This window comes from Streptomyces sp. NPDC004327, assembly GCF_042873935.1.
Lineage (GTDB): Bacteria > Actinomycetota > Actinomycetes > Streptomycetales > Streptomycetaceae > Streptomyces.
The window spans coordinates 639025-663488 of sequence record NZ_JBIAME010000003.1; the positions used below are offsets into that span (position 1 = coordinate 639025).

General features: G+C 72.7%; 21 protein-coding genes, 2 pseudogenes and 1 riboswitch. Of the genes and pseudogenes, 11 read left to right on the plus strand and 12 right to left on the minus strand.

What is annotated here, in order from left to right:
- Positions 1–161 precede the first annotated feature (161 nt).
- Both ACFYU9_RS13485 and rocD read right to left on the minus strand, forming a co-directional pair.
- Complete coding sequence (locus ACFYU9_RS13485; protein ID WP_389344628.1) at positions 162–857, minus strand: polysaccharide deacetylase family protein; 696 nt, start codon at positions 855–857, stop codon at positions 162–164.
- 241 nt (positions 858–1098) lie between these two features.
- Positions 1099–2316, minus strand: a complete 1218-nt coding sequence (gene rocD, locus ACFYU9_RS13490; RefSeq protein WP_389204695.1) for an ornithine--oxo-acid transaminase — start codon at positions 2314–2316, stop codon at positions 1099–1101.
- Positions 2317–2425: 109 nt separating this feature from the next.
- A riboswitch (ZMP/ZTP riboswitch) is annotated at positions 2426–2516 on the plus strand.
- Between the two features lie 68 nt (positions 2517–2584).
- Here rocD and glyA point away from each other — a divergent pair.
- Positions 2585–3853, plus strand: coding sequence for a serine hydroxymethyltransferase (gene glyA, locus ACFYU9_RS13495; protein ID WP_389344630.1), 1269 nt, complete (start codon positions 2585–2587; stop codon positions 3851–3853).
- Positions 3854–3912: 59 nt separating this feature from the next.
- Here the strand turns inward: glyA and ACFYU9_RS13500 are convergent, their stop codons facing one another.
- The 3 genes from ACFYU9_RS13500 to ACFYU9_RS13510 form a co-directional block, all read right to left on the minus strand.
- Positions 3913–4065: a hypothetical protein gene (locus tag ACFYU9_RS13500; RefSeq protein WP_389344632.1), complete on the minus strand. Its 153-nt coding sequence runs from the start codon at positions 4063–4065 to the stop codon at positions 3913–3915.
- An 80-nt stretch (positions 4066–4145) separates the two neighbouring features.
- Positions 4146–4949, minus strand: a complete 804-nt coding sequence (locus ACFYU9_RS13505; RefSeq protein ID WP_389344633.1) for a hypothetical protein — start codon at positions 4947–4949, stop codon at positions 4146–4148.
- A 185-nt stretch (positions 4950–5134) separates the two neighbouring features.
- Positions 5135–6334: a calcium-binding protein gene (locus ACFYU9_RS13510; protein ID WP_389344635.1), complete on the minus strand. Its 1200-nt coding sequence runs from the start codon at positions 6332–6334 to the stop codon at positions 5135–5137.
- Between the two features lie 299 nt (positions 6335–6633).
- Between ACFYU9_RS13510 and ACFYU9_RS13515 the strand changes: the two genes are divergently transcribed.
- Positions 6634–7539 carry a DUF4331 family protein gene (locus ACFYU9_RS13515; protein WP_389344637.1) on the plus strand — a complete coding sequence of 302 codons (906 nt, stop codon included), beginning with the start codon at positions 6634–6636 and terminating at the stop codon, positions 7537–7539.
- Between the two features lie 18 nt (positions 7540–7557).
- Here ACFYU9_RS13515 and ACFYU9_RS13520 read toward each other — a convergent pair whose 3' ends face one another.
- Positions 7558–8661 carry a serine hydrolase domain-containing protein gene (locus ACFYU9_RS13520; protein ID WP_389204690.1) on the minus strand — a complete coding sequence of 368 codons (1104 nt, stop codon included), beginning with the start codon at positions 8659–8661 and terminating at the stop codon, positions 7558–7560.
- A 101-nt stretch (positions 8662–8762) separates the two neighbouring features.
- Here ACFYU9_RS13520 and trpS point away from each other — a divergent pair, with 101 nt between their 5' ends.
- Both trpS and ACFYU9_RS13530 read left to right on the plus strand, forming a co-directional pair.
- Positions 8763–9776: a tryptophan--tRNA ligase gene (gene trpS, locus ACFYU9_RS13525; protein ID WP_389344639.1), complete on the plus strand. Its 1014-nt coding sequence runs from the start codon at positions 8763–8765 to the stop codon at positions 9774–9776.
- A 109-nt stretch (positions 9777–9885) separates the two neighbouring features.
- The gene (locus ACFYU9_RS13530; RefSeq protein WP_389344641.1) at positions 9886–10494 is read left to right on the plus strand and encodes a 2'-5' RNA ligase family protein; all 609 of its coding nucleotides are present in this window, start codon (positions 9886–9888) and stop codon (positions 10492–10494) included.
- Between the two features lie 58 nt (positions 10495–10552).
- On the opposite strand, the gene ACFYU9_RS13535 is transcribed toward ACFYU9_RS13530, so the two are convergent.
- Together ACFYU9_RS13535 and ACFYU9_RS13540 are read right to left on the minus strand one after the other, a co-directional pair.
- Positions 10553–11320, minus strand: coding sequence for a decaprenylphospho-beta-D-erythro-pentofuranosid-2-ulose 2-reductase (locus tag ACFYU9_RS13535; protein ID WP_389344774.1), 768 nt, complete (start codon positions 11318–11320; stop codon positions 10553–10555).
- Positions 11321–11334: 14 nt separating this feature from the next.
- A complete protein-coding gene (locus ACFYU9_RS13540) occupies positions 11335–12723 on the minus strand; it encodes an FAD-binding protein (RefSeq protein ID WP_389204687.1) in 1389 nt (462 codons plus the stop codon).
- Between the two features lie 318 nt (positions 12724–13041).
- Between ACFYU9_RS13540 and ACFYU9_RS13545 the strand changes: the two are divergent.
- The 3 genes and pseudogenes from ACFYU9_RS13545 to ACFYU9_RS13555 form a co-directional block, all read left to right on the plus strand.
- Positions 13042–13578: pseudogene (locus tag ACFYU9_RS13545) on the plus strand (phosphatase PAP2 family protein); the annotation flags it as partial.
- 190 nt (positions 13579–13768) lie between these two features.
- A complete protein-coding gene (locus ACFYU9_RS13550; RefSeq protein ID WP_389204684.1) occupies positions 13769–14740 on the plus strand; it encodes a decaprenyl-phosphate phosphoribosyltransferase in 972 nt (323 codons plus the stop codon).
- Positions 14741–14812: 72 nt separating this feature from the next.
- A complete protein-coding gene (locus ACFYU9_RS13555; protein ID WP_389204683.1) occupies positions 14813–15799 on the plus strand; it encodes a YihY/virulence factor BrkB family protein in 987 nt (328 codons plus the stop codon).
- On the opposite strand, the pseudogene ACFYU9_RS13560 reads toward ACFYU9_RS13555, so the two are convergent.
- Positions 15762–17000: pseudogene (locus ACFYU9_RS13560) on the minus strand (D-alanyl-D-alanine carboxypeptidase family protein); the annotation flags it as partial. The gene ACFYU9_RS13555 and the pseudogene ACFYU9_RS13560 sit on opposite strands and share 38 nt — an antisense overlap.
- A gap of 229 nt (positions 17001–17229) precedes the next feature.
- On the opposite strand from ACFYU9_RS13560, the gene ACFYU9_RS13565 reads away from it, so the two are divergent.
- On the plus strand, positions 17230–18267 hold the full coding sequence (locus ACFYU9_RS13565; protein ID WP_389344643.1) for a recombinase family protein: 1038 nt from the start codon (positions 17230–17232) through the stop codon (positions 18265–18267).
- 53 nt (positions 18268–18320) lie between these two features.
- Here the strand turns inward: ACFYU9_RS13565 and ACFYU9_RS13570 are convergent, their stop codons facing one another.
- Complete coding sequence (locus ACFYU9_RS13570) at positions 18321–18560, minus strand: SCO4848 family membrane protein (protein ID WP_389204681.1); 240 nt, start codon at positions 18558–18560, stop codon at positions 18321–18323.
- A gap of 86 nt (positions 18561–18646) precedes the next feature.
- Between ACFYU9_RS13570 and ACFYU9_RS13575 the strand changes: the two genes are divergently transcribed.
- On the plus strand, positions 18647–19969 hold the full coding sequence (locus ACFYU9_RS13575; protein ID WP_389344645.1) for a metallophosphoesterase: 1323 nt from the start codon (positions 18647–18649) through the stop codon (positions 19967–19969).
- Between the two features lie 220 nt (positions 19970–20189).
- Complete coding sequence (locus ACFYU9_RS13580; RefSeq protein WP_389204679.1) at positions 20190–21749, plus strand: ABC transporter substrate-binding protein; 1560 nt, start codon at positions 20190–20192, stop codon at positions 21747–21749.
- A 120-nt stretch (positions 21750–21869) separates the two neighbouring features.
- Here ACFYU9_RS13580 and ACFYU9_RS13585 read toward each other — a convergent pair whose 3' ends face one another.
- Positions 21870–22643 (minus strand): TetR/AcrR family transcriptional regulator, encoded by a 774-nt coding sequence (locus ACFYU9_RS13585; RefSeq protein ID WP_389205271.1) that lies wholly within the window; start codon positions 22641–22643, stop codon positions 21870–21872.
- Positions 22644–22744: 101 nt separating this feature from the next.
- Here ACFYU9_RS13585 and ACFYU9_RS13590 point away from each other — a divergent pair, with 101 nt between their 5' ends.
- Positions 22745–23251, plus strand: a complete 507-nt coding sequence (locus tag ACFYU9_RS13590) for an alpha/beta fold hydrolase (RefSeq protein ID WP_389344647.1) — start codon at positions 22745–22747, stop codon at positions 23249–23251.
- Here ACFYU9_RS13590 and ACFYU9_RS13595 read toward each other — a convergent pair.
- Positions 23248–24438, minus strand: a complete 1191-nt coding sequence (locus tag ACFYU9_RS13595; protein WP_389204677.1) for an MFS transporter — start codon at positions 24436–24438, stop codon at positions 23248–23250. The two genes, ACFYU9_RS13590 and ACFYU9_RS13595, sit on opposite strands and share 4 nt — an antisense overlap.
- Positions 24439–24464 lie beyond the last annotated feature (26 nt).

The following is a 24464-nucleotide window of genomic DNA, read 5'->3' on the forward strand; positions in this document are numbered from 1 at the left end:
GCCTGACCGCCTGACCGCCTGACCGCCTGACCGCCTGACCGCCTGACCGCCTGACCGCCTGACCGCCTGACCGCCTGACCGCCTGACCGCCTGACCGTCCGTACCGGCTTTCCGGGCCACTCGGGATACTCGGACGGCTCGGGACACTCGCGCCGCTCCGGCTACTCCGGTACGTAGTCGCGCAGCGGCGCGGGCCGCAGGCCGGCCGCGTCGGCCGCGGCCAGGGCCCGCCTCAGATCCTGTTCGACCGTCTCGTTGAAGTGCAGCAGGACGATGTCGCCCGCCTTGAGCGCGGGCGTCGGCGGGGTCCACCGGCCCCAGGTCGTCATGTCGTACGTCCACGTCACCACCGCCTTCGCGCCGCACGCCCGCGCGGTGGTCAGCGTGGTCGCGTCGTACGTCCCGTACGGCGGCCGCAGCAGCCGCGCCCCGTCCCCGAACTCGGCGAGCTGCGCCTCGCGCGCCCCGCACACCTGCGCCTTCTGGCCGGCGGCGTCGAGCGCGGTGAGGTCCGGGTGGTCGACGGTGTGGTTCTCGACGCGGGAGGGGCCCTGGTCGAGCAGCGTGTGGAAGTAGCCGGAGTCGTACGAGTAGGCGCCCGGCAGCAGGAAGAGCGAGGTGGGCACCCGGCGGTCGAGCAGCAGTTTCGCGGCGGCCGGGTCGTGGTTCCAGCCGTCGTCGATGGTGATGAAGACGACCGGGTCGGTCGTCCCGACGTGGTTCACGACGGGCACGGGCTCGGGCCAGGCGGCGGCCGGCGCGGCCTGGGCGGGCGCGGCCAGTGCGCCCAGGAGGGCGACGGGGACGAGTGCGGCGAGCGTGCGGCGCAGGGCGCGGCGCGGACGGGGTCTCGGCATGGCGGCCATCATTGGCCTAGACCAACTGGGGTGTCAATGGGGCCAGTTGACGGCGAAACGGACGCCGGCGGTCCACCGTGGGGTGGACCGCCGCCATCCGTTTCCGCGGACCGTGGGGCCCGCGGAACGTGGAGCCGGCGGACCCCAGGGTCCGCGGACCGTGGGACGCGCGAGCCGTAGCGCCCCCAGGCCACCGGCCCCCCAAGCCGTCGGACCCGCAGGCCACCGGCCCCGCAGGCCGTCAGTCCGCCGAGAGCACCGCCCGCAGCTGCTCCAGGCCCCAGTCCAGGTCCTCCTTCGAGATCACCAGCGGCGGCGCGATCCGGATCGTCGAGCCGTGCGTGTCCTTCACCAGCACGCCCCGGGCCATCAGCTTCTCCGAGATCTCCCGGCCGGTGCCCTTCGCGGGTGCGATGTCCACGCCCGCCCATAGGCCGCGGCCGCGCACCGCCTCCACCGCGCCGCCGCCGACGAGCAGGCCCAGCTCGGCGTGCAGGTGCTCGCCGAGCTCGGCCGCGCGCTGCTGGTACTCGCCCGTGCGCAGCATCGCGATGACCTCCAGGGCCACCGCGCAGGCCAGCGGGTTGCCGCCGAAGGTCGAACCGTGCTCGCCCGGCCGGAACACCCCGAGGACGTCCCGGTCCGCGACCACCGCCGACACCGGCACGACGCCGCCGCCGAGGGCCTTGCCCAGGATGTAGACGTCCGGCACCACGTCCTCGTGCTCGCACGCGAACGTCCGGCCGGTGCGGCCCAGGCCCGACTGGATCTCGTCCGCCATGAACAGCACGTTCCGGCGGGTCGTCAGCTCCCGTACCCCGCGCAGATAGCCGGCCGGCGGGACCAGGACCCCGGCCTCGCCCTGGATCGGCTCCAGGAGCACGGCCACCGTGTTCTCGGTGACGGCCGCCTCCATCGCGGTCAGGTCGCCGTACGGCACGATCTCGAAGCCCGGCGTGTACGGGCCGAAGTGGTCACGGGCCTCGTGGTCCGTGGAGAAGCTGACGATCGTCGTCGTCCGGCCGTGGAAGTTGTTCGCGGCCACGACGATCTTCGCGTGCCCGTCCGGCACGCCCTTCACCTCGTACCCCCACTTGCGGGCCGTCTTCACCGCCGTCTCCACGGCCTCCGCGCCCGTGTTCATCGGCAGCACCGCCTCCTTGCCGCACAGCTCGGCCAGGCGCGCGCAGAACTCCCCGAAGCGGTCGTGGTGGAACGCGCGCGACGTCAGCGTCACCCGCTCCAGCTGGGCACGGGCGGCGTCGATCAGGCGCCGGTTGCCGTGCCCGAAGTTGAGCGCCGAGTACCCGGCGAGCATGTCGAGGTAGCGGCGCCCCTCGACATCGGTCATCCAGGCGCCTTCGGCGGAGGCGACGACCACGGGCAGGGGGTGGTAGTTGTGGGCGCTGTGCGCGTCCGCGGCAGCGATCTCGCCTTGCGTCTTCGACGTGCTCGACACGGGATCTCCGTTCGTCCTGCGGCCAGGGGCGGGTGTGGTTCCCTGTTCTTATCGTCGCTCGTATGCCGGACGGGGAAACCTGCCGTGACGGCGCGCCCGATAGTCTGGAAACACGCACGGCGACTGGCGTACGGGGACCGAACCCCGGGGGAGCCGTGCGCGGCAGAGCACACGAGATGCCGCCCGCCTGGGCATCACGGGACACCTGACCAAGTCCCGTGGGGTGCCGCCCGGCACCCGCACCGGGGCCCATTCGCGGAGGAACGCCATGAACCTTCCCGCCCACCACCCGGCGCTGAGCGCGACCGACCCCGAGCTCGCCGTGCTCGTCGGGGCCGAGGAGCGGCTGCAGGCCGAGACGCTGCGCCTGATCCCCAGCGAGAACTACGTCTCCGCCGCCGTCCTCGAAGCCTCCGGGACCGTGCTGCAGAACAAGTACAGCGAGGGCTACCCGGGCCGCCGCTACTACGAGGGCCAGCAGAACATCGACCGGGTCGAGAGCCTCGCGATCTCCCGCGCCCGGGCCCTCTTCGGCGTCGACCACGCCAACGTCCAGCCGTACTCCGGCTCCCCGGCCAACCTCGCCGTCTACCTGGCCTTCGCGCAGCCCGGCGACACCGTGATGGGCATGGCGCTGCCGATGGGCGGCCACCTCACGCACGGCTGGGGCGTCTCCGCGACCGGCACCTGGTTCCGGGGCGTGCAGTACGGCGTACGGAAGGACACCGGGCTCATCGACTTCGACGAGGTCCGGGACCTGGCCCTCGCCGAGCGGCCGAAGGTGATCTTCTGCGGCGGCACGGCGCTGCCCCGCACGATCGACTTCGCCGCGTTCGGCGAGATCGCCCGCGAGGCCGGCGCCGTGCTCGTCGCCGACGTCGCCCACATCGCCGGCCTGATCGCGGGCGGCGCCCACCCGTCTCCCGTACCGCACGTGGACGTCGTCTCCACGACCACGCACAAGACCCTGCGCGGTCCGCGCGGCGCGATGCTGATGTGCCGCGAGGAGCACGCCAAGGCCCTCGACAAGGCCGTCTTCCCCGGCCTCCAGGGCGGCCCGCACAACCAGACGACCGCCGCCATCGCCGTCGCCCTGCACGAGGCGGCCCAGCCGTCCTTCCGCGACTACGCCCACGCGGTCGTCGCCAACGCCCGGGCCCTCGCCGACGCGCTGCTCGCCCGCGGCTTCGAGCTGGTCTCCGGCGGCACCGACAACCACCTGATCCTCATGGACCTCACGCCCAAGGAGGTCCCGGGCAAGGTGGCGGCCAAGGCGCTCGACCGGGCCGGCATCGTCGTCAACTACAACACCGTCCCGTACGACCCGCGCAAGCCCTTCGACCCGTCCGGCATCCGCATCGGCACCCCGTCGCTCACCTCCCGCGGCCTCGGCGTCGCGCACATGCCGCAGGTCGCCGACTGGATCGACCGGGGCGTCGCCGCCGCCGGCAAGGGCGACGAGGAGGCCCTGGCCGTCATCCGCGCCGAGGTCGCCGAACTGATGGCCGCGTTCCCGGCCCCGGGCCTGCCGGTGTGACGGCGGTCGCGGCGGGGGTCCGAGGCCCCCGCCGCGGAAATCGCGTCGCGCCCAGGCAGCTACGCGGCGTCGATGCGCAACTCGCTCTCCGGGTGCAGAGCCGCGATCGACTTGATGCCGACGGACACGCCTGGGGGCAGCGACTGGACGTAGACGGCCAGGCCCTTCGCGAGCAGTGACAGCTCGCGGTGTTGGGCGAGGTGGTTGCCCACGACGGTGTAGCGGGTCGTGGGCCTCCGCGTCGCGGACGTCCGAGACGCGGAAGCTCGTCGGAATGAACGACCTTCCCTGGTCAGGAGATGACGCAGTTGGCGACCGTGCTGCGCACCCTGTCGCCGGTCGAGAAGTGCTTGACCTTGCACTTGTTGATGCCCAGCCCGCCGTCGACCTGGGCGTATCCCGGCCCGATCACCAGCTGGGTGTCATTCTGGCCGCGGATCGTGTCGTTGCCGGGGCCGCCCATGATGACTCCGGACGACTCGTCGCCGACGGACTTCGGCTCGATGGTGTCGTTCCCGCTGCCGCCGAGTACCCGGCCGCCGAGGTCTACTCGGCTGGTGCGGATGACGTCGTCGTCGTCGTTGCCGAGGACCTGGCCGCCGCCGCGCTCGTATTCGCCCGGCTGGCCCATCACGCTGCCCGTCGTGATGGTGTCGTTGCCGTGGTCCCCGTAGACCGTCGCGCCGTGCTCCGCCGTTCCGACGACCAGCGCGGTGGTGATCGTGTCGTCGCCGGCGCCGCCGCGGACCGACGAATCGCCGTTGCGCGGGTAGAGGTTGTTGACCTGGATGATGTCGTCGCCGTCGCCGCCGAGCACCTGGGAGTCGATGACCAGGCCCTTGACGCGGATGTTGTCGGCGCCGCCGCCGCCGTAGATGATCACGTTGACGACGTCGTTCTCGCAGAGGATCGTGTCGTTGCCCGTCGTGCCGTACACGTTTCCGGGCGGGGCCTCGACCCCGTTGACGAAGCACCAGTGCGAGGGCAGGGGATCTGCGGCCGCCTGGGCCGGGGAGGCCGCCAGTGACGCTGTCATGACGACGGACGTGGCGGCGGCGTGCAGGGTGAGACGGGCGACGCGGTTCGTGCGCGGCATGGGGAACTCCCGTACGTGGAGGGGGTGGGCCCGGTCTGCGCAGTGTGAACCGGGCCCACCGGACGAACATGGGTGCCGCGCCGGAGCGCGGGTCCCCCGTACTCCGTACGAAGGGTCGTATGCGGCAGGACGGCTCGCAAGGCCCCGGCACGCGGCGACGCCGCGTCGCCGCGCCGAGGCACGGGTCAGGGAACGTTGGTGACGGACTCGCAGCGCACCGCGACGTCGTGGTTGCCGGCTTCGCCGTCGCAGGAGTCGGTGTGGGCGCCGCCGTCCAGGAGGTCGTCGGCGGGGCCCGCGAAGATGGCGTCGTCGCCGGTGCCGCCGCGGATGTCGTCCCGGCCGCCGGCCGTGCCGACGGTCGCGTCGCCGTCGAAGTTCACGTTGTCGCCGAAGAGGTGGTCGTCGCCGCCGCGTCCGTCGATCACGTCCTTGCCCGCGGACGTCCGCGAGGCGTCGCCGACCGAGCTGTCGCCGAAGAGGTAGTCGTCCGCCGTTCCGCCGGTGATCCGGTCGTCGCCCGCGCCGGTCGCCTGCCCGCCCTGGGGATCGCCGATGTTGTGGTCGCCGATGGCGAAGATGCCGCCGTCGGTGCCGAGGTCGATGATGTCGTCGCCGCCGGCTCCACGGGCCCCGGCGATGCCTTCGCTGTCCCCGACGATGCTTTCGAGGACGCCTGGCCCGGAGAGGAGCACGTCGTCGCCCGCGCCGGTGCCGAACCCCTGGAAGGGCGCGGCCGAGTCGCCGAGCAGGCCGTCGTCGCCGGTGCCACCTTCCAGGTGGTCCCGGCCGCCGCCCTCGGCATTGCCGCCCAGGGCGACGCTGTCCCCGGTGATGTGCACGTCGTCGCCGGCGCCGCCGTACATGACGTCGTTGCCCCCGCCCTTGGCGTCGCCGTCGGCGTCGGTCTCCGAGTCGCCGACCATGAAGTCGTCGCCGCCGCCGCCGTACATGACGTCGTTGCCGCCTCCCTCGGCGTTGCCGCTGTCGCTGTGTGAGTCACCGACCATGTCGTCGTCGCCGGCGCCGCCGTACAAGACGTCGTTGCCCCCGCCCTTGGCGTCTCCGCTCTCGACCGACACGTCACCGCGGATCGCGTCGTCGCCCGTCCCGCCGTCGATCCGGTCGTTGCCGAGGCCGCCGATCAGGCGGTCGTCGCCGCCGAGGCCGCAGATGAGGTCGTCGCCACCGCGACCGTCGACGACGTCGGCCCCCGGGGATCCGACGATGACGTCGCGGCCCGGCGTGCCGGTGAGGGTGCCCGCGCCGGTGAGAGTCGCGGGAATGCCGAAACAGGTGGGCGGGGCGGCAACCGCGGCGGTCGCCGGAACCCCCGTCGTGATCAGCGCCGCCGACACGATGCCGGCCATGACGAACCGAGCCATGCAAGACCTCCAGGTCCGAGGAGTGGCAGAAGGAGGTCTGCCTCACGGCATGGCGCTTCGGACGCGCATGAGGCCGTTTGCCGCATGCCGTCCCTCGAACGCCCCGGCGGGCGTAGCGCTTCTCGGCTTCGGACTGTGGCACCCGCACTGAGCTCCTCGCCCTGTACCAAGCCCCGGGCCGGGGAACCCGTTCGCCTCGCTCAAGATGCCGGGGGTCCGGGGCTCGCCGAGATTGGGGGCATGTCTCATCACCTCAGCGGTCCGAACCTGCGCTCGCCCATGAATGACGCCGGCTCGACATGACCGACCTGTTCGCCTTCACCGTGGACGGCGACCGGACCGTTCTGATCATGAACGTCAATCCGATCGCCCCGACCGGCGGCCAGGCGTTCCACCCGGACGCGGTGTACCGCATCAACGTCGACACCGACGGCGACCAGCGGGCCGACGTTGCGTACAGCTTCGTGTTCGCGCCGCCGCAGGACGGTCGGCAGACCGTCACCGTTCACCGGGCCACCGGGGACGAGGCGCGGGCGCACGACGCCGCGGGTGAGGAGATCTTCACCGACGTGCCGGTCAGCTTCGGGGCCGAGCCGCACCCGGTGGAGTCCGGTGCGTACCGGTTCTTCGCCGGGATGCGCAGCGATCCGTTCTTCGCCGACCTGGACGGCATCGTGCAGAAGTTCCAGTGGACCGGGGTCGACTGGGGGGCCGGCAAGAACGTCTTCGGGCTGGTCCTTGAGATGCCGAGCAGCGAGCTCGGCGCAGGTCCGGAGATCGGCGTGTGGGGCCGGGTGAGCCTGCGGCAGAACGGGCAGCTGACGTCCGTCGACCGGGGCGCCCACCCGTCCCTCACCGCCTACTTCAACGCCGAGGACGTCAAGGACGCCTACAACGCGGGCGAGCCGGCCGACGACTGGGACACCTACCGGGAGCCGTGGACCGCGGTGCTCGAGCACTTCGGCGGCTACAGTCCGCAGGCGGCGGAGGCGGCGCTGCGCACCGTCCTGCCGGACGTCCTGCGCTTCGACCGCCGCCGCCCCGCCGCCTACCCCAACGGGCGCTCGCTCACCGACGACGTCACCTCGGCCCGGCTGTCCATGCTCACCGACGGCAAGGTCCCGACCGACCACATCGGCCCGCACACCGACCTGCTCCCCGGTTTCCCCTACCTCGGCACGCCGCATCCGGTGTCCGCCGGCTGACCCGCCCCACCAGGTCTCTCAGCTCGCGTCGACGGCCTCGCGGACCAGCGCCGCGAGGTCCGCCGCGGAGGAGTCGCCCGCGCTCAGCCGGCTGCGGGTGAAGGCGAACGCGAGGCCGCGCTTCGGATCCGCGAAGGCGGTGCTGCCGCCGCTGCCGTTGTGGCCGAAGGCGGTGGGCTCGCCGCCCGTCTCGGGCCGGCCGAGGAAGTAGCCGAGGCCCTTGGGGACCGGCACGCCGAGGACCCGGTCCGGCTCGCGGGTACGGAGTTCGTACAGCGAGGGAAGCCGCTCGGCGGGCAGCAGGCGGACGCCGTCGACCTCGCCGAGCAGGGCCGCGTACATGCGGGCCGCGGCCCGCGCGGTGAGGGTCGCGCCGGCGGGAGCGTGGGCGCGCAGGAAGTCGGGGCGGTTGGCGAGGCGGGCGCACGGCCACACGTCGGGGTTCGGGACGGCCCGGAAGAAGGGGGCGTCCGCCGGGATCGCGGCGAGCATCTCCTCCCAGCTGCCCGCCACCAGCGGGACGACGCGGCCGGCCTGCTCGTCGGGGATCCCGTAGAAGAGGGAGTCGGCGATGCCGAGCGGCTCGGTGACGTACGTGCGCAGCGCCTCGGCGACGCCGTCGAGACCCGTGGCGCGGCGCACGGTCTCGCCGAGCACCCAGCCGAAGGTCCAGCCGTGGTAGCCGCTGGCCGTGCCCGGCTCCCACAGCGGCTCCTGCGCGGCGATCAGCGCGCACATGCCGTCCCAGTCGCACAGCTCCTCCGGCGTGATGGCCGGCGGCAGCTGCGGCACGCCCGTGCGGTGGGTCAGCGCGTCGCGGACCGTGGTGCGGTCCTTGCCGTGGGCGCCGAACTCCGGCCAGTAGGCGGCCAGCGGGGTGTCGTAGTCGAGCAGCCCGCGCTCGACGAGGACGTGGACCAGCGTCGCCGTGACGCCCTTGCCGGTGGAGTAGGCGTGGAACAGCGAGTCGGAGCCGACCTCCTGGCCCGCCGCCCCCTCGCCCGCGTACGCGTCGACGATCAGTTCACCGTGCAGATACGCCGCCACCTGCACGGCCTTCTCCGCGCCCGAGTCGACCAGCCGCCGGGCCAGGTCCTCGACCCGAGCCTGTATGTCCGCCATCGCGTTCCCCCTGTGGATGCGTGACCGCATGTGTGTTCCTTGTCTCACGGGGCACGATGCCACGTCCGGTTCGGGGGGTCACACCTGAGAGAATGATGAGCATGGCCTCTGACCGACCTCGTGTGCTTTCCGGAATCCAGCCCACCGCAGGCTCGTTCCACCTCGGCAACTACCTCGGCGCCGTCCGCCAGTGGGTCGCGCTGCAGGAGTCCCACGACGCCTTCTACATGGTGGTGGACCTGCACGCGATCACGGTCCCGCAGGACCCCGCGGAGCTGCGCGCCAACACCCGGCTCGCCGCCGCCCAGCTGCTCGCCGCCGGGCTCGACCCGGACCGGTGCACGCTCTTCGTGCAGAGCCACGTGCCCGAGCACGCCCAGCTCGGCTGGGTCATGAACTGCCTCACCGGCTTCGGCGAGGCGTCCCGCATGACGCAGTTCAAGGACAAGTCCGCCAAGCAGGGCGCCGACCGCGCCACCGTCGGCCTCTTCACGTACCCGGTCCTCCAGGTCGCGGACATCCTGCTGTACCAGGCGGACCAGGTCCCGGTCGGCGAGGACCAGCGCCAGCACATCGAGCTGACCCGCGACCTCGCGGAGCGCTTCAACGGCCGCTTCGGGGAGACGTTCACCATCCCGTCGCCGTACATCCTGAAGGAGACGGGGAAGATCTACGACCTCCAGGACCCGTCGATCAAGATGAGCAAGTCGGCGTCCACGCCGAAGGGTCTGATCAACCTGCTCGACGACCCGAAGGCGACCGCGAAGAAGGTGAAGAGCGCGGTCACCGACACCGAGACGGTGATCCGCTTCGACCCGGAGAACAAGGCCGGCGTCTCCAACCTGCTCTCCATCATGTCCACGCTCACCGGCACCTCGGTCGCCGATCTGGAGAAGAGCTACGAGGGCAAGATGTACGGCGCCCTCAAGACCGACCTCGCCGAGGTCATGGTGGACTTCGTCACTCCGTTCCGGACCCGCACCCAGGAGTACCTGGACGACCCGGAGACCCTGGACAAGGTGCTCGCCAAGGGCGCGGAGAAGGCCCGGGCGGTCGCGGCGGAGACGCTGGCGCAGGCGTACGACAGGATCGGCTTCCTGCCCGCCAAGCGCTGAGTCCCGCAACGCTGGCCGAAACGGTGGTGCAGGCCGCACACTGGCGCCTGCACCACCCGTACACATATCGACGCATCGACGGATCGACGGATCGACGGAGGAGAACGACGTGGGGACCGTAACGCTCGGCGTTTCGATCGCGGTCCCGGAGCCTCACGGCAGCCTGCTCCAGGAGCGGCGCGCGGGCTTCGGGGATCCCGCCGCGTACGGCATCCCGACCCACGTCACCCTGCTCCCGCCCACCGAGGTCGACGCGGCCCGGCTGCCCGAGATCGAGGCGCACCTCGCCGCGATCGCGGCCGCCAGCGAGCCGTTCCCGATGCGCCTCGACGGCACCGGCACCTTCCGCCCGCTCTCCCCGGTCGTCTTCGTCAAGCTCGTCGAGGGCGCCACCGGCTGCGACCTGCTCCAGGAGCGCATCCGGGACGCGGCCGGCCCCGTTCCGCGCGAGCTGCAGTTCCCGTACCACCCGCACGTCACCGTCGCGCACGGCATCCCGGACGAGGCGATGGACCGCGCCTTCGAGGAGCTGGCCGGCTACACGGCGGAGTGGAGCTGCGGATCCTTCGCGCTGTACCTGCAGGGCGCGGACGAGGTGTGGCGCAAGCTGTACGAGTACGAGTTCGGCAGCGGCCGTACGGTCCCGGTGCCGGCCCCCGTCACCGCCGTACCGGCGCAGGGCGGCAGCCCCGTCGACGAGCCCACCGCCACCCTCTAGGGCCCGGCCGGCGTCACGTGCGTCACGTGCGGCACGGACGCCAGGGACGTCACTGCCGTCACACCGGCAGGCGGCGGAACAGCGGCCGCGGCACGTGCCGCAGCGCCGACATCACCACGCGCAGCGTGCCCGGCACCCACACCGTCTCCGAGCGGCGCCGCAGCCCGAGCTCGATCGCCGTGGCGACGGCCTCCGGGGTGGTCGCCAGCGGCGCCTCCGCCAGGCCCTCGGTCATCTTCGAGCGCACGAACCCGGGCCGCACCACCATCACGTGCACGCCCGTGCCGTGCAGCGCGTCCCCGAGTCCCTGCGCGAAGGCGTCGAGCCCGGCCTTGGACGAGCCGTAGATGAAGTTCGCCCGGCGGGCGCGCTCGCCCGCCACCGACGACAGGACGACCAGCGAGCCGTGGCCCTGCGCCTGGAGGGACTGGGCACACACCAGGCCGGCCGAGACGGCGCCGGTGTAGTTGGTCTGGGCGACCCGGACGGCGGCGAGCGGGGCGGCCTCGTCGCGCGACTGGTCGCCGAGGACGCCGAAGGCGAGCAGCACCATGTCGATGTCGCCCGCCGGACCCCCCTCCGTGAAGAGCTTCCCGAGCCGTTCCTCGTGCGACTCGGTGTCCAGGGCGTCGAAGGGCACGACGTGCACCTCGGCGCCGAGCGCCCGCAGCGAGCCGGCGGCCTCGGTCAGCGCGGGGGAGGGGCGGCCGGCCAGCCAGACGGTACGGGTGCGGCGGGCGATCAGCCGGCGGGCGGTCGCCAGGCCGATCTCGGACGTGCCGCCGAGAACGAGCAGGGACTGGGGGGCGCCGAAGGCGTCCTTCATGGCGGTCACGCTCCTCAGAGGGCGAGTCGACGGGAGAGGTCCGAGGTGAAGACGGCGGTGGGGTCGAGCGTCGCCCGCAGCTCGCGGAAGTCGCCGAGCCTCGGGTACATCGCGGCCAGCGCATCCGGCCGCAGCCGTGAGTCCTTGGCCAGGTAGACCCGGCCGCCGGCCGCCGCGACCTCCTCGTCCAGCTCGTCGAGGAAGGCGCCGAGGCCGCTGAGCGAGGCCGGGACGTCGAGCGCGAGGGTCCAGCCGGGCAGCGGGAAGGACAGCCAGCCGGGGTCGGCCTCGCCGAAGCGCTTGAGGACGGCGAGGAAGGACGGACAGCCGCGGCTCGCGACGCGCCGCACGACCCGGCGCAGCGTCTCCTCCTGCCCGTACCCGACGACGAACTGGTACTGCACGAAGCCGCCGCGCCCGTACACCCGGTTCCAGTGCGGGACGCCGTCGAGCGGATGGAAGAAGGCGGACAGCCGCTGCAGCCGGCCGGTGGAGCGGCGCGGGGCCTTGCGGTACCAGAGCTCGTTGAAGAGGCCGACGCTCGTGCGGCCGAGCAGCCCCTCGGGGACGTACGCGGGCGCGGCCGGCAGCCGTCCGCCCGGCCGGAAGGCCAGGGGTGCGCGCCGGGCCCGGCGTTCGCGGACGGGCAGGGCGTCGTACGGGGCGTGGTCGCCGCGGGTGAGGACGGCGCGGCCGGTGGCGGCGCCGCGCGCGAGGAGGTCGATCCAGGCGACCGAGTAGCGGTAGCGGTGGTCGGTGGCGGTGAGCCGGGCCATCAGGTCGTCGAGGTCCGTGGCGCGTTCGGTGTCGACGCACATCAGCGAGGTCTCGACGGGCAGCAGTCGCAGCGTGACGGAGAGGATCACGCCGGTCAGGCCCATGCCGCCGGTAGTGGCGTCGAACAGCGGGGTGCCGGGGGCGATCGTGTGCACCTGGCCGTCGGCGGTGAGCAGGTCGAGGGAGACGACGTGCCGCGAGAAGGAGCCGGAGACGTGGTGGTTCTTGCCGTGGATGTCGGCGCCGACGGCCCCGCCGACGGTGACGTAGCGGGTTCCGGGGGTGACCGGCACGAACCAGCCGAGCGGCAGCAGCACCTCCATCAGGTGGTGCAGGCTGACGCCCGCGTCACAGACGACGAGCCCGGCCTCGGCGTCGACGGCACGGATCCGGGCGAGGCCGGTCATGTCGAGGACGGCGCCGCCGGCGTTCTGCGCGGCGTCCCCGTAGGCCCGGCCGAGGCCGCGCGCGATCGACCCGCGGGCACCGCAGGTGCGGACGGCCTCGGCGGCCTCCTCGTACGTCCGGGGGCGGATCACGTACGCGAGCGTGGGGGCGGTGCGGCCCCAGCCGGTGAGGGTGTCGAACCCGGCGTCGATGTCCGCGGGCAGGGGGGTGACCGTCATGAAGGCGACCGTATAGCCGGGAGTGTCGCTTATGCCGGGATTGGCGGGCGGTTCGTCGAAATGGGTGATTAAACGAGTGTCAGGAAAGCGCCCCGGCCCGCAGGACAGGTCGGCGCGTCAGAGTCGCCCGTGGCCGACGGTGAACCGGGGAGGCGGGCGAGGAGCATGCGATACGGGGACGGGCGAGAGGCGGTCCGGCGATCCGGGGACGGGTGGTCAGGGGACGGGCGATCCGGGGACGGGCGATCCGGGGACGGGCGAGACGCGGTCCGGCGATCCGGGGACCGGCGCCCCGGGGATCGGCGGTACCGGGTTCCGCTGACCAGGGTCGGACGGCACCGGGTCCGGCGATCCGGCGACTGGGCCGCGGCCGACCACCGGCTGCTCGCCGCGCTGCGCGCCCACGGCCGCCGGCCCGCCGTGGCCGCGGCCGCCCGCGCGCTCTCGGGCGCCGGCGAACACGCCGCGCTCTGGCTCGCCGCCGGCCTGACCGCCGCCGCCCTCGACCCCCCGCGTCGCACCGGCTGGCTGCGCGCCACCGCCCTGGTCGCCGCCGCGCACCTCGCCGGCATGGGCGTCAAGCGGGCCGTACGGCGCCCGAGGCCGAGCCCCGACACGTACGCGCCGCTCGTCCGCACCGCCGGCCGGCACTCCTTCCCCAGCTGTCACGCCAGCTCCGCCGCCGCGGCCGCTGTCGCCTTCGCCGCCCTGCACCCGCCGACCCGCCGCCTCGCCGTCCCGGCCGCCACCGCCATGTGCCTCGCCCGGCTCGTCGCCGGCGTCCACTACCCGACGGACGTCGTGGCGGGCGCGCTGCTCGGGGCGGCGACGGCGAGGGCGGGGCGAGCGTGGCTGGGCCTCGCGGCCGGACGGGGCCGGCCGGGCGGCGACGCCCGGCTCCTTACCCCGGCGACGCGCGGCGGAGGCCCGGCCCGGCCGCGTACGGCTGCCGCACCCGGCGGAGGCCCGGCCCGGCCGCGTACGGCTGCCGCACCCGGAGGAAGCCGGGCCCGGCTCGGTACCCCGGCACCGCACGGCGGCGGCCGTGGCTGAGTCCGCCGCCGGGCGCGCCGGCGCCCTGCTCACCGCGCCCGCCGCCCCGCCACCGCCCGCGCCGCCCGTGCGGCGGCGGCCGCTCGCCGTCGCCGCCGGGCTGCTGCGCACCGCGCGGCCCCGGCAGTGGGTCAAGAACGCGCTCGTCGTCGCCGCGCCCGTCGCCGCCGGCAGGCTCGGGTCCTGGCACAGCGCGGCCCGACTCGCCCTGGTCTTCGCCCTGTTCACGGCCGCCGCCTCCGCCGTCTACCTGGTCAACGACGCCCGCGACGCCGACGCCGACCGCGCCCACCCCGTCAAACGGCACCGGCCCGTCGCCGCCGGACTCGTCCCCGTACCGCTCGCGTACGCCGCCGGCGGGGCGCTCGGACTCGGCGCGGCGGCGATCGGCGCGCTGGCGTGCGACCCGATGACCGCGCTGCTCGTCGCCGCGTACCTGGCGATGCAACTCGCCTACTGCGTACGCCTGAAGCACGTCCTCGTCGTCGACCTCGCCGTCGTCACGACCGGTTTCCTGATGCGGGCGATGATCGGCGGGACCGCGCTCGGCATCCCGCTGTCGCGCTGGTTCCTCATCACCACCGGCTTCGGCGCGCTCTTCATGGTGGCGGCGAAGCGCTACTCCGAGGCGGTGCAGCCGGCGGCCGCCGAGGGTGCGACCCGGGCGCTGCTCACCCAGTACACCGCCGGATACCTGCGCTTCGTCTGGCAGTTGGCGGCCGGCGTCGCCGTCCTCGGCTACTGCCTCTGGGCCCTGGAGAGCGGCGGCGTCGCGGGCAGCTCGCTGCTGCCGTGGCGTCAGCTCTCCGTCGTCGCCTTCGTGCTCGCCGTGCTGCGCTACGCCGTCTTCGCCGACCGCGGCACGGCGGGCGAACCGGAGGACGTGGTGCTGCGCGACCGGCCGCTCGCCGTGATCGGCCTGGTGTGGGCGGCGATGTACGGCATGGCGGTCGCGGACCTGTGAGGCGGGTGCTCGCGTGAGCCGTCTGCGATCCTGGGGGCCGCTGCCTGACCACCTGAGGAGAACGCGTACGCCATGGACTGGCTGACCAAGCTCCCCGTCATCGGCCCCTGGGTCGTCCGCTTCATGCGGACCCACGCCTGGCACTCGTACGAACGTCTCGACGAGATCCGCTGGGCCCGGCTCGCCGCCGCCATCACCTTCCTCAGCTTCCTCGCCCTCTTCCCGCTGATCACGGTCGCCGCAGCGATCGGCGCCGCGCTGCTCACCCCGGACCAGCTGCACCGGATCGAGGACAGGGTCGCCCACCAGGTGCCCGGCATCTCCAACCAGCTCGACATCGGCGGGCTCGTCGCCAACGCCGGCACGGTCGGTCTCGTCGCCGGTGCCGTGCTGCTCTTCATGGGCATCAGCTGGGTCGGGTCCATGCGCGAGTGCCTGCGCGCGGTCTGGGGGCTCGACGGCGTCGACGAGGGCAACCCGATCGTCCGCAAGGGCAAGGATGCGGTCGTGCTGCTCGGCCTCGGCGGGGTCATGATCTGTTCGCTCGCCGCGTCCTGGCTCGGCTCCACCGCCGTCGGCTGGAGCGCCGAACGGATCGGGCTCTCGCACAACGGTGCCGAGGGGATGCTGCTGGAGGCCGCCGCCCTCGTGGTGGCGATCGGCGCCGACTTCCTGATCCTCACGTACGTGCTGACGCTGCTGCCCGGCGTCGAGCCGCGGCGCCGCGACGTGGTCGTCGCGGCGCTCATGGGCGCGGTCGGCTTCGAGCTGCTGAAGCTGCTGCTCGGCGGCTACATGAAGGGCGTCGCGTCGAAGTCGATGTACGGGGCGTTCGGCGTGCCGGTCGCCCTGCTGCTGTGGATCAACTTCACCGCGAAACTGCTGCTGTTCTGCGCGGCCTGGACGGCTACGGGTTCACGCTCTCGTCCACCGGAGGAGCCGGCCGCGAAGCCTTCCCCCGAGCCTCCCGCGGCGTCTCCTCCGAAGCCTTCGGGGAAGCCTTCCGGGAAGCCTTCTGGGGGCGCCGGGACGAACCCGCCAGCGGCCAGCGTCGGTTGACGAGGAACACGGCACCCGCGAGCAGCACCAGCACGCCGCCCGCGATGGCGAGCGCGATGCCCATGCCGCCCGACTTCTCCTGCACGACGGCCGCGTGCTCGGTGCCGGCCGGTGCGTTCTTGCCGGAGGACGGCCCGGTGCCCGCGCTGGTGCCCGGCGCCGGAGTCGTACGGACCGACTTCGGCGGGACCAGCTCGCCGACCGGCGTCACCTTGCCGGTCGCCGCGAAGCCCCAGTCGAGGAGCCGCGCGGTCTCCTTGTAGACGGCGTGCTGCTCCTTCGACGAGGGGTTCATGACGGTGACGAGCAGCCACTTGCCGCCCCGCTCCGCGACGCCCGTGAAGGTGGCACCGGCGTGCGTGGTGTTGCCGTTCTTGACGCCGGCGATGCCCTGGTACGGGACGACGCCGATGTCGCCGGTGAGCAGCCGGTTGGTGTTCTGGATCTCGAACGTCGGGCGCTTCTTGTCGCCGGGCTTCTGCTCGCCGGGGAACGCGGCCCGCGCGGTCGAGCAGTACTCCCGGAAGTCCGGCTTCTGCAGGCCGCTGCGGGCGATGAGCGTCAGGTCGTACGCCGAGGAGACCTGGCCCGGGGCGTCGTAGCCGTCCGGGGACTTGACCTGGGTGTCGAGGGCCTGGAGGTCGTCCGCGTGCGCCTGCATGTCGGTGACGGTCTGCGCGACGCCGTTGTTCATGGCGGACAGGACGTGCACGGCGTCGTTGCCGGAGCGCAGGAAGACGCCCAGCCACAGGTCGTGGACGCTGTAGGTCTGCTTCTCCTTGATGCCGACCAGACTGGAGCCCGCGCCCATGCCGGCCAGGTCGGCGGGGGTCACGGTGTGGTTCTGCGTCTTGGGGAACTTCGGCAGCAGGGTGTCGGCGAACAGCATCTTCAGCGTCGACGCCGGCGCGAGCGGCCAGTGCGCGTTGTGCGAGGCGAGGACCTGGCCGGTCTCCGCGTCCGCCACGATCCACGAACGCGCGCTCAGCTCCTTCGGCAGCACCGGCGCCCCCGGCAGCAGCTGCACCTGGGTGCCGGGCCGGCCGAGCAGCGCGCCGCCCACGCTCGACATCCGGGCCGGCGGCTGGGGCTGCGGGACCTTGCCGTCCGCGTGCGCGGGGGCGGCGGCGAGGACGGGGAGCAGGGTGGCGGCGGCGGTCGCCGCAAGGGCGGCCTTCGCGGTCATCTTCGAAGCGGACACGATCGAGAACGTACATGCCCGCACGTACGTTCCGAACCCCGCCTGGCGGTTCGACCCGCCCCGTCCACCCGTCCGCAGGGGCGTCGGGGCGGGTGGCGGTACTGGGCTCAGCCGCCCGGTCTCCTGGTTCCTGCTCGCGTTCGAGCTGTGGAGCTGGTTCATCTGCATGACTTTCTATATGTAACTAACCGGTAGAGACTCAATGACAGAGAAGATCAGGTGAGAGACCTTGACCCCCTTCGTCTCGCCCGTGGGAGCCGAGCATCTGGACACGGTTCGGGTGGCCGTCTACGCCCGGCAGTCCAAGGCGCTCCCCGACTCGTCCGAAGCGCCGCCGGAGGCGCAGGTGGCAGCCGGCGAGGCGCTGGCCGTCAGCCGGGGGTGGGAGGTGATGCACACGTTCAAAGACGTCGGTCGGTCCGGTTGGGATCCAAATGCCGTCCGACCGGGGTTCGAAGACCTCATGTCCGCTGTCCGCGCGGGCGAGGTGGACGTGGTGGTGGTCAACGAACTGTCCCGGCTGACCCGCAAGGGCGCACACGACGCCCTGGAGATCGACAAGGAGTTCAAGAAGTACGGCGTCCGCTTCGTCTCCGTACTCGAACCGTTCCTCGACACGTCGAACCCGATCGGCGTCGCGATCTTCGCGCTGATCGCAGCACTCGCGAAGCAGGACGCGACAACAAGATCGCGACGACGCTGCCGGCGTGTCTGGGCACGTCTTGCCGCCGCGGACGTCGACGACCACGAGGACAGAGAATGGCTGGCGGAGGCGGCACTCCGATTCGCGCTTCGGCGCGACCTGTCCGGAGTCCAGGAGGAACGGCGCGAGACGGCGGCGCACCTTGAGCACGTCCGGAACTCCATCGCCGAACTCCAGGCCGACCGCAAGGCGGGGCTCTACCGGGGGCGGGACGAGCTGGCCATGTGGCGCGCGACGATGACGCAGTACCGGACTTTCGAGGACCGGTGCACGGCCAGGTTGGAAGAACTGGACGAGCAGACCACGGCGGCGATCCAGGTTCCCCCGGACTGGTTCGAACCGGGCGAGGACCCCTTGGGTGCCGGTTCCCCTTGGGCAGAGTGGGACGTGTTCAAGCGACGCGAGTTCCTGGACCTCTTCCTCTCAGGCGTCTCCATCGGCCCCGGCCGGGACCCGGAGTCCCGCAAGTACATCGCGATCGAGGAACGCGTGACGCTCCACTGGCGGCACCGTGAGACGGATGAGGACCACGAAGACGACGAAGAGACACTGAAGCCGGGATGAACCGCAAGACCGCCCCGCCTGTGCGCTCTCCCGTAGCGCGTGGGCGGGGCTTTCTACTTGCCCGAGTTCGCTCGTACGCCCCTCAGGCCGATCACGCCGACGGCCGTCCCTAGGATGAACGACGTCACGGCGAGGGCGAGATGCACCCAGAAGTAGGCGGTCGGGTCGCCCGCGTCGTCGAAGGCTAGTCCGCTCGCGTCCTTGTAGAGGTTCCGAGCGAAGGTGATCCAGATCATCCAAGACCAGGCACCGAACGCGAGAAGGAACCAGGACGTGCGACTGCTGAGCTTCACGGGATGCCCTTCCGGGGGGAGGCGGGTCGGTCCTGCCAGTATGCGCGGAGTGCGCGCCCTCACGGGTGGGCGGGGGTAGCGGCGCGATGCTGCTCGTGGTGGTCCTGCTCCTGGTCCTCGCCGTCCTCGGTGCGGTGCACTGGTACGTGTGGCGGCGCCTGGTGCGCGATGTCACGGCGCCCGGTGGCCCGCCCCGCCGGCTCGGTACGGCCGCCGTGATCGTGCTGCCGCTGCTCTCGGTCGCGGCGCTCGTCTCCGGCCGCGCCGACGCGCCCTTCCTGTTCCAGAAGGTCACCGCGTGGCCGGGCTTCCTCTGGCTCGCGGTGCTGCTGTACGTGGTGCTCGCGCTGGTGGTGACGGAACCGCTGCGCCCGCTGCTGCGGCGGGCACTGGCGCGCCGGGCGGCGGCGGAGGAGCGGGAGCCGGTCCTGGTGGCGGCCGACGCGCCGGCGGGCGGTACGGCGACCGTGGGCGGCCCCGAGGACGTGGCCCCGGCGGCGGAGGGCGCGATCGGTCCCGAGGTCGCGCCCCCGGCGGAGGCCGCCCCCGAGGTCGCGCCCCCGGCCGCGGCCGCTCCCGATCTCTCCCGTCGGCTCCTCGTCAACCGGCTCGTCTCCGGCACCGCCGCCGCCGTCGCCCTCGGGACCGTCGGCTACGGGACGTACGGGGTGCTGCGCGGGCCGCGGGTGAAGCGGGTGACGGTGCCGCTGGCCAAGCTGCCGCGGGCGGCGCACGGGTACCGGATCGCGGTGGTGTCGGACATCCACCTCGGGCCGATCCTGGGGCGCGCCCACACCCAGCGGATCGTCGACACGATCAACGCCACCCAGCCCGATCTCGTCGCCGTCGTCGGTGACCTGGTCGACGGCACCGTCGCCGACCTGGGCCCGGCCGCCGAGCCGCTCGCCCGGCTCCGGGCGCGGGACGGAGCGTTCTTCGTGACGGGCAATCACGAGTACTTCTCCGGCGCCGACGCGTGGGTCGAGCACGTCCGCGAACTCGGCCTGCGCCCGCTGCGCAACGCCCGTGTCGAGATCGGCGCCGGCTTCGACCTCGCGGGCGTGGACGACGTGGCGGGCGAGAGCATCGGCGAGGGGCCCGACTTCGCGAAGGCGCTCGGGGACCGGGACCGCTCGCGTACCGCCGTGCTGCTCGCGCACCAGCCGATCGTCATCGACGAGGCCGTGCGCCACGGGGTCGACCTCCAGCTGTCCGGCCACACCCACGGCGGCCAGCTCTGGCCCGGCAACTACCTCGCCGAGCTCGCCAACCCGACCGTCGCGGGTCTGGAGCGCTACGGCGACACCCAGCTGTACGTGTCGCGGGGCGCGGGCGCCTGGGGGCCGCCGGTCCGGGTCGGGGCGCCGTCGGACATCACGGTCGTGGAGCTGGCGAGCAAGCAGGCGTGACGAGGGGCCGAAAACGTGTCGGAGTGACGCAGCGCGCCGTGTCGGATACGTACTGCTCAGGTACGGGAAATCCCTGAAATCCCTTATCCCTGGACATATGCGTGCCGTGTGAAGGTTTACTCTTCCACTTGTGTGGGGCGTGTGATTGGGTGTCGCCATCGCGGCCGCGTGCGTGCCGCCGCGGCAGCGGGGTGGGCACGAAAAAAGGGAAGCACGTCTCATGCGGTCGACGGTCCGTCTGCGCATATTGATCACTTGTGGGGTTCTGCTGGCGGCCGGAATCGGCGGCTGGCAACTCCTGCCCTCGGACGACGAGCGGACCGACCCGATCACCGTCGGTACGACGGACGAGGTCACCTCGCTGGACCCGGCGGGCGCCTACGACGCCGGCTCCTGGGCCATCTACAGCAACATCTACCAGTCACTGCTGACGTTCAAGCCCGGCTTCACCACCCCGGTCCCGGACGCGGCCGAGAGCTGCCGCTTCGTCGGCACGAGGCTCACCACGTACGAGTGCACGCTCCGTGACGACCTGAGCTTCTCCAACGGTCACAAGATCACCGCCGAGGACGTCCGCTACTCGTTCGAGCGGATGCTCGCGATCAAGGCGGACGTCGGCCCCGCGCCGCTCTTCCCGACCCTGAAGAACGTCGAGGCCGAGGGCCGGAAGGTCACCTTCCACCTCACCGCCCGCGACGCGACCTTCCCGCTGAAGATCGCGACGGGTGCCGGTGCGATCGTCGACCACACCGCCTACCCGGCGAAGTCGCTGCGCGCGGGCGATGCCGTGGACGGCTCGGGGCCGTACGTCCTCAAGGAGTACAAGCCGGGCGAGTCGGCCCGGCTGGAGCCGAACCCCAACTACCGCGGCGCCATCACCAAGACCGGTCACACGGTCGTCGTGAAGTACTTCAAGGAGTCCGAGCAGCTCGCCACCGCCTGGAAGAACAAGCAGCTCCAGGTGACGCACCGGCAGATGCCGCCGGCGTTCCTCAACGCGCTCGGCGACGAGCCGAAGGACGGCACCCGGGTCACCGAGGCGGCCAGCGCCGAGATCCGCAACCTCAACTTCAACACCCGCCCCGGCGCGGTGATGTCGAAGAAGGCGGTCCGCCAGGCCATCGCCGCGGTCGTCGACCGCCCGGCCATCGCCACCGGCCCCTACCAGGGCACGGTCGAGCCGCTGTACTCCCTCATCCCGCAGGGCTTCGTCGGCCACAGCACGGCCTTCTACGACATCAACCCGGAGCCGGACCCCGACAAGGCCAAGCGCCTGCTGCGCGAGGCGGGCGTCAGCACGCCGGTGTCGATCACGTTCGGCCACCGCACGGACGCCACGTACGCGGCCGAGGCCGCCGAGCTGAAGAAGCAGCTGGAGGCGAGCGGGCTGTTCAAGGTGACGGTCAAGTCGGTCGACTGGCAGAACTTCCAGAAGGAGTACGCGGCCGGCAAGTTCGACGTGTACCCCGTCGGCTGGTTCCCGGACTTCGCCGACTCCGACAACTTCACCGCCCCGCTCGTCGGCACGGGCAACGCGCTGCACAACAGCTACTCCAGCGAGAAGGTCGACGCGCTGATCGCCGCCACCCAGCAGTACAGCGACCGCGGCCGCGCGGCCGGTGACTTCAAGTCCATCCAGGACGAGGTCGCCAAGGACGTTCCGCTGGTGCCGCTGTGGCAGAAGAAGGACTACGTGATCTCCACGGAGGCCGTGGCCGGCTCCCAGTACCTGACGGACGGTACGGGCATCTGGCGCCTCTGGGAACTCAGCTGGATCTAGCCACACCCCCGGCACGCGAAAGGGGCCCCGGTCCGACCGGGGCCCCTTCCGCATGCTCGGGCCTCCTCGTGTGCCCCGCGGTTTCCCGCCAGGCGTGCGCCCCGGGCTTTCCCGACTGCCTCAGGGCTTCTTGGCGGGCCGCTTGGGCTTGCCCGAGGCGGCCATCCCGGCCGCCGTCGGCATGAAGTCGGCCAGCAGCTCGTGGGTCTCCTTCACCAGCGGGCGCAGGATCCGGAAGCGGGACAGCGAGATGGCCCGGGCGGTGACGGGCGCGAGGCGCTCCACCAGGCGCCGGCTGTTGGCGGCGCCCTCGGAGCGGTCGTACACCCAGAAGAGCACCAGGCCCATCTGCTGGAGCCAGAGCAGCCGGGGCAGCGCCTCGGTCAGCTCCGGGTCGATCTTCACCGAGGCCCCGGCGATGACCCGCCGGTGCACGTCGATGACCGCCTCGCGCGGGCCCTCGGACTCGGGGGAGAAGGGGCTGAGCGGGCTCTTCGGATCGGCCGCGTTCTTGAAGAACTGGGCCGCGAACTCGTGGTACGGCTCGGCGATGTCGAGCCAGGCGAGCAGCACCCCGCGGATCCGGGCCGTCAGGTCCTTCTCGCCGCCCCCGAGGATCGGCTCGACGGCCGCCTGGTGCTCCTCGGCGATCCGGTCGTAGAAGCCCTGGACCAGGTGCTCCTTGGAGGAGAAGTAGTAGTACGCGTTGCCGACCGAGACCCCGGCCTCCTGGGCGATGGCCCGCATCGTGGTCTTGTCGTACCCGCGCTCCCGGAACAGCTGGAGCGCGGTCTCCAGGATGAGCGCCCGCGTCTGCTCGCTCTTCGGCGCCTTGGCGGCCTTGGCAGCCTGGGAGGCCCGTGCAGCCTTCTCCTGGTCCTGCTTCTCTTCCATCGCGTCGCTCACGGGTCCCGAGCCTAGCCGGACGAGCTGTGTGTCCTGTAACGCCCGCTCTCCAGGGGCCGGACTCCCGGCCCCTTCTAGGGTGTCGAGCCATGACACTCGCTCATGACGTGACCGGCGACGGCCCCTCCACCGTGCTGCTGCTCCACTCCGGCGTCTGCGACCGGCGCATGTGGGACGCCCAGTTCGACGCCCTGGCCGCGGCCGGGCACCGGGTGGTCCGCTGCGACCTCCGCGGCTTCGGCGACAGCCCCGTCGACCGCCCGCACCTGCACGCCGACGACGTGGCCGGGCTGCTCGACGGGCTCGGCGCCGAGCGGGCCGCCCTCGTCGGCTCCTCCTTCGGCGGCGAGGTCGCCCTGGAGCACGAGGCCCGCCCGGCGGGCGTCACCGAGGCGCAGCTCGCCGCGGTCGACGTCCCCGTGCTCGCCGTCACGGGCGGCCACGACGTCCCGGACTTCCGCACCCTCGCCGACCGGCTCGCCACACTGATCCCGCGGACCCGCCGGCTCGACCTGGACTGGGCGGGCCATCTCCCCTCCCTGGAGCGCCCCGAGGAGATCTCGGCCCTCCTGGCGGACTTCCTCGACCGGCCCTAGGCGGCCTTGAACCTCCGCACCCCGGGCACGAACGCCGTCCCCAGGCAGCAGCCGCCCACCGCCACCGCCGCGGTCACCAGGGCCGGTTCCGGGCCCCACGCGCGCGCGGCGAGCGGGGCGAGGGCGTAGCCCAGCGGCATCGCGGCGAGCGAGAGCAGCCAGTCGTACGAGGTGACCCGGGCCAGCGCGTGCTCGGGAACAGCCCGCTGGACGGCCGTCTCCCACACCGGGGTCAGGAAGCCCAGGCCCATCTGCGCGATTCCGTACGCCCCGATGACGAGCGGCCCGGGCGCCCCGTACGCCAGGAGCAGCAGCGGCAGCGCGTACGTGGCCAGGCCGAGGTTCGCGGCGAGCACCGGGCGCCTGGGGCGGACCCGGTGGGCGAGCAGCGAACCCAGCAGCAGCCCGATCGCGCCCGCCTGGAGCAGACCGGCCCAGGCGAGGTCGCCGCCGAGCCGGTCCAGGGCGATGGCCGGGCCGAGCGTCATCAGGACGGCCGCCGCGCCGTTCCAGGCGCTGTGGCCGATGAGGCTGGTCCAGTACCAGTCCCGGGTGCGGACCTCCTGCCAGCCCTCCTTCAGATCGGCGAGCACCGACCGCCGGCCGGGCGCCGTCACCCGGGTGACCCGCACCGCGCACAGCAGCGCCGCGCTCACCGCGAAGCTCGCCGCGTCCAGGACGAACGCCCAGCCGGGCCCCACCGTCACGATCAGCGTCCCGGCGAGCGCGGGCCCGCCGACCCGGCTCGCGCTGGAGGCCACGGCCATCGCCGCGTTGGCCTTCTGCAGCCCCTCCGCCGGCACCGTGCCCTTGACCAGCGGCGCGGACGTCGGCTGCGCGAACGCCCCGGCCGCGCCGCCGGCCACCCCGGCCGCGGCGATGACGGTGAGCGAGGGCGTGGCGCCCAGCAGCTGGATGCCGACGATCAGTTGGGTGACGCAGCGGATCAGGTCCATGCCGAGCGCCACCGCCCGCGCGTCGAACCGGTCGCCGACGACGCCGCCCAGGGGCAGCAGGACCAGCTTGGGCACCATCGAGCAGGCGAGGACGAGCGCGAGGGCCGAGGTGGAGCCGGTCGCCTTCAGGACGGCGAGGGCGAGGGCGGCGGGGATGACGGCGTCGCCGACCAGGGAGAGGGTGCGACCGACGAAGAGCAGCCGGAAGGAGCGCAGGCGCAGAGGATGCATGCCTCGGAGGTTATTTCGGTACCGAA

What these genes read in the sequence shown, in the direction of transcription:
- ACFYU9_RS13485 (WP_389344628.1), bottom strand. Translation starts at nt 857, where the DNA reads ATGCCGAGACCCCGTCCGCGCCGCGCCCTGCGCCGCACGCTCGCCGCA.
- glyA (WP_389344630.1), top strand. Translation starts at nt 2,585, where the DNA reads ATGAACCTTCCCGCCCACCACCCGGCGCTGAGCGCGACCGACCCCGAG.
- ACFYU9_RS13505 (WP_389344633.1), bottom strand. Translation starts at nt 4,949, where the DNA reads ATGCCGCGCACGAACCGCGTCGCCCGTCTCACCCTGCACGCCGCCGCC.
- ACFYU9_RS13510 (WP_389344635.1), bottom strand. Translation starts at nt 6,334, where the DNA reads ATGGCTCGGTTCGTCATGGCCGGCATCGTGTCGGCGGCGCTGATCACG.
- ACFYU9_RS13515 (WP_389344637.1), top strand. Translation starts at nt 6,634, where the DNA reads ATGACCGACCTGTTCGCCTTCACCGTGGACGGCGACCGGACCGTTCTG.
- ACFYU9_RS13520 (WP_389204690.1), bottom strand. Translation starts at nt 8,661, where the DNA reads ATGGCGGACATACAGGCTCGGGTCGAGGACCTGGCCCGGCGGCTGGTC.
- trpS (WP_389344639.1), top strand. Translation starts at nt 8,763, where the DNA reads ATGGCCTCTGACCGACCTCGTGTGCTTTCCGGAATCCAGCCCACCGCA.
- ACFYU9_RS13535 (WP_389344774.1), bottom strand. Translation starts at nt 11,320, where the DNA reads ATGAAGGACGCCTTCGGCGCCCCCCAGTCCCTGCTCGTTCTCGGCGGC.
- ACFYU9_RS13540 (WP_389204687.1), bottom strand. Translation starts at nt 12,723, where the DNA reads ATGACGGTCACCCCCCTGCCCGCGGACATCGACGCCGGGTTCGACACC.
- ACFYU9_RS13555 (WP_389204683.1), top strand. Translation starts at nt 14,813, where the DNA reads ATGGACTGGCTGACCAAGCTCCCCGTCATCGGCCCCTGGGTCGTCCGC.
- ACFYU9_RS13575 (WP_389344645.1), top strand. Translation starts at nt 18,647, where the DNA reads ATGCTGCTCGTGGTGGTCCTGCTCCTGGTCCTCGCCGTCCTCGGTGCG.
- ACFYU9_RS13580 (WP_389204679.1), top strand. Translation starts at nt 20,190, where the DNA reads ATGCGGTCGACGGTCCGTCTGCGCATATTGATCACTTGTGGGGTTCTG.
- ACFYU9_RS13585 (WP_389205271.1), bottom strand. Translation starts at nt 22,643, where the DNA reads ATGGAAGAGAAGCAGGACCAGGAGAAGGCTGCACGGGCCTCCCAGGCT.
- ACFYU9_RS13590 (WP_389344647.1), top strand. Translation starts at nt 22,745, where the DNA reads ATGACACTCGCTCATGACGTGACCGGCGACGGCCCCTCCACCGTGCTG.
- ACFYU9_RS13595 (WP_389204677.1), bottom strand. Translation starts at nt 24,438, where the DNA reads ATGCATCCTCTGCGCCTGCGCTCCTTCCGGCTGCTCTTCGTCGGTCGC.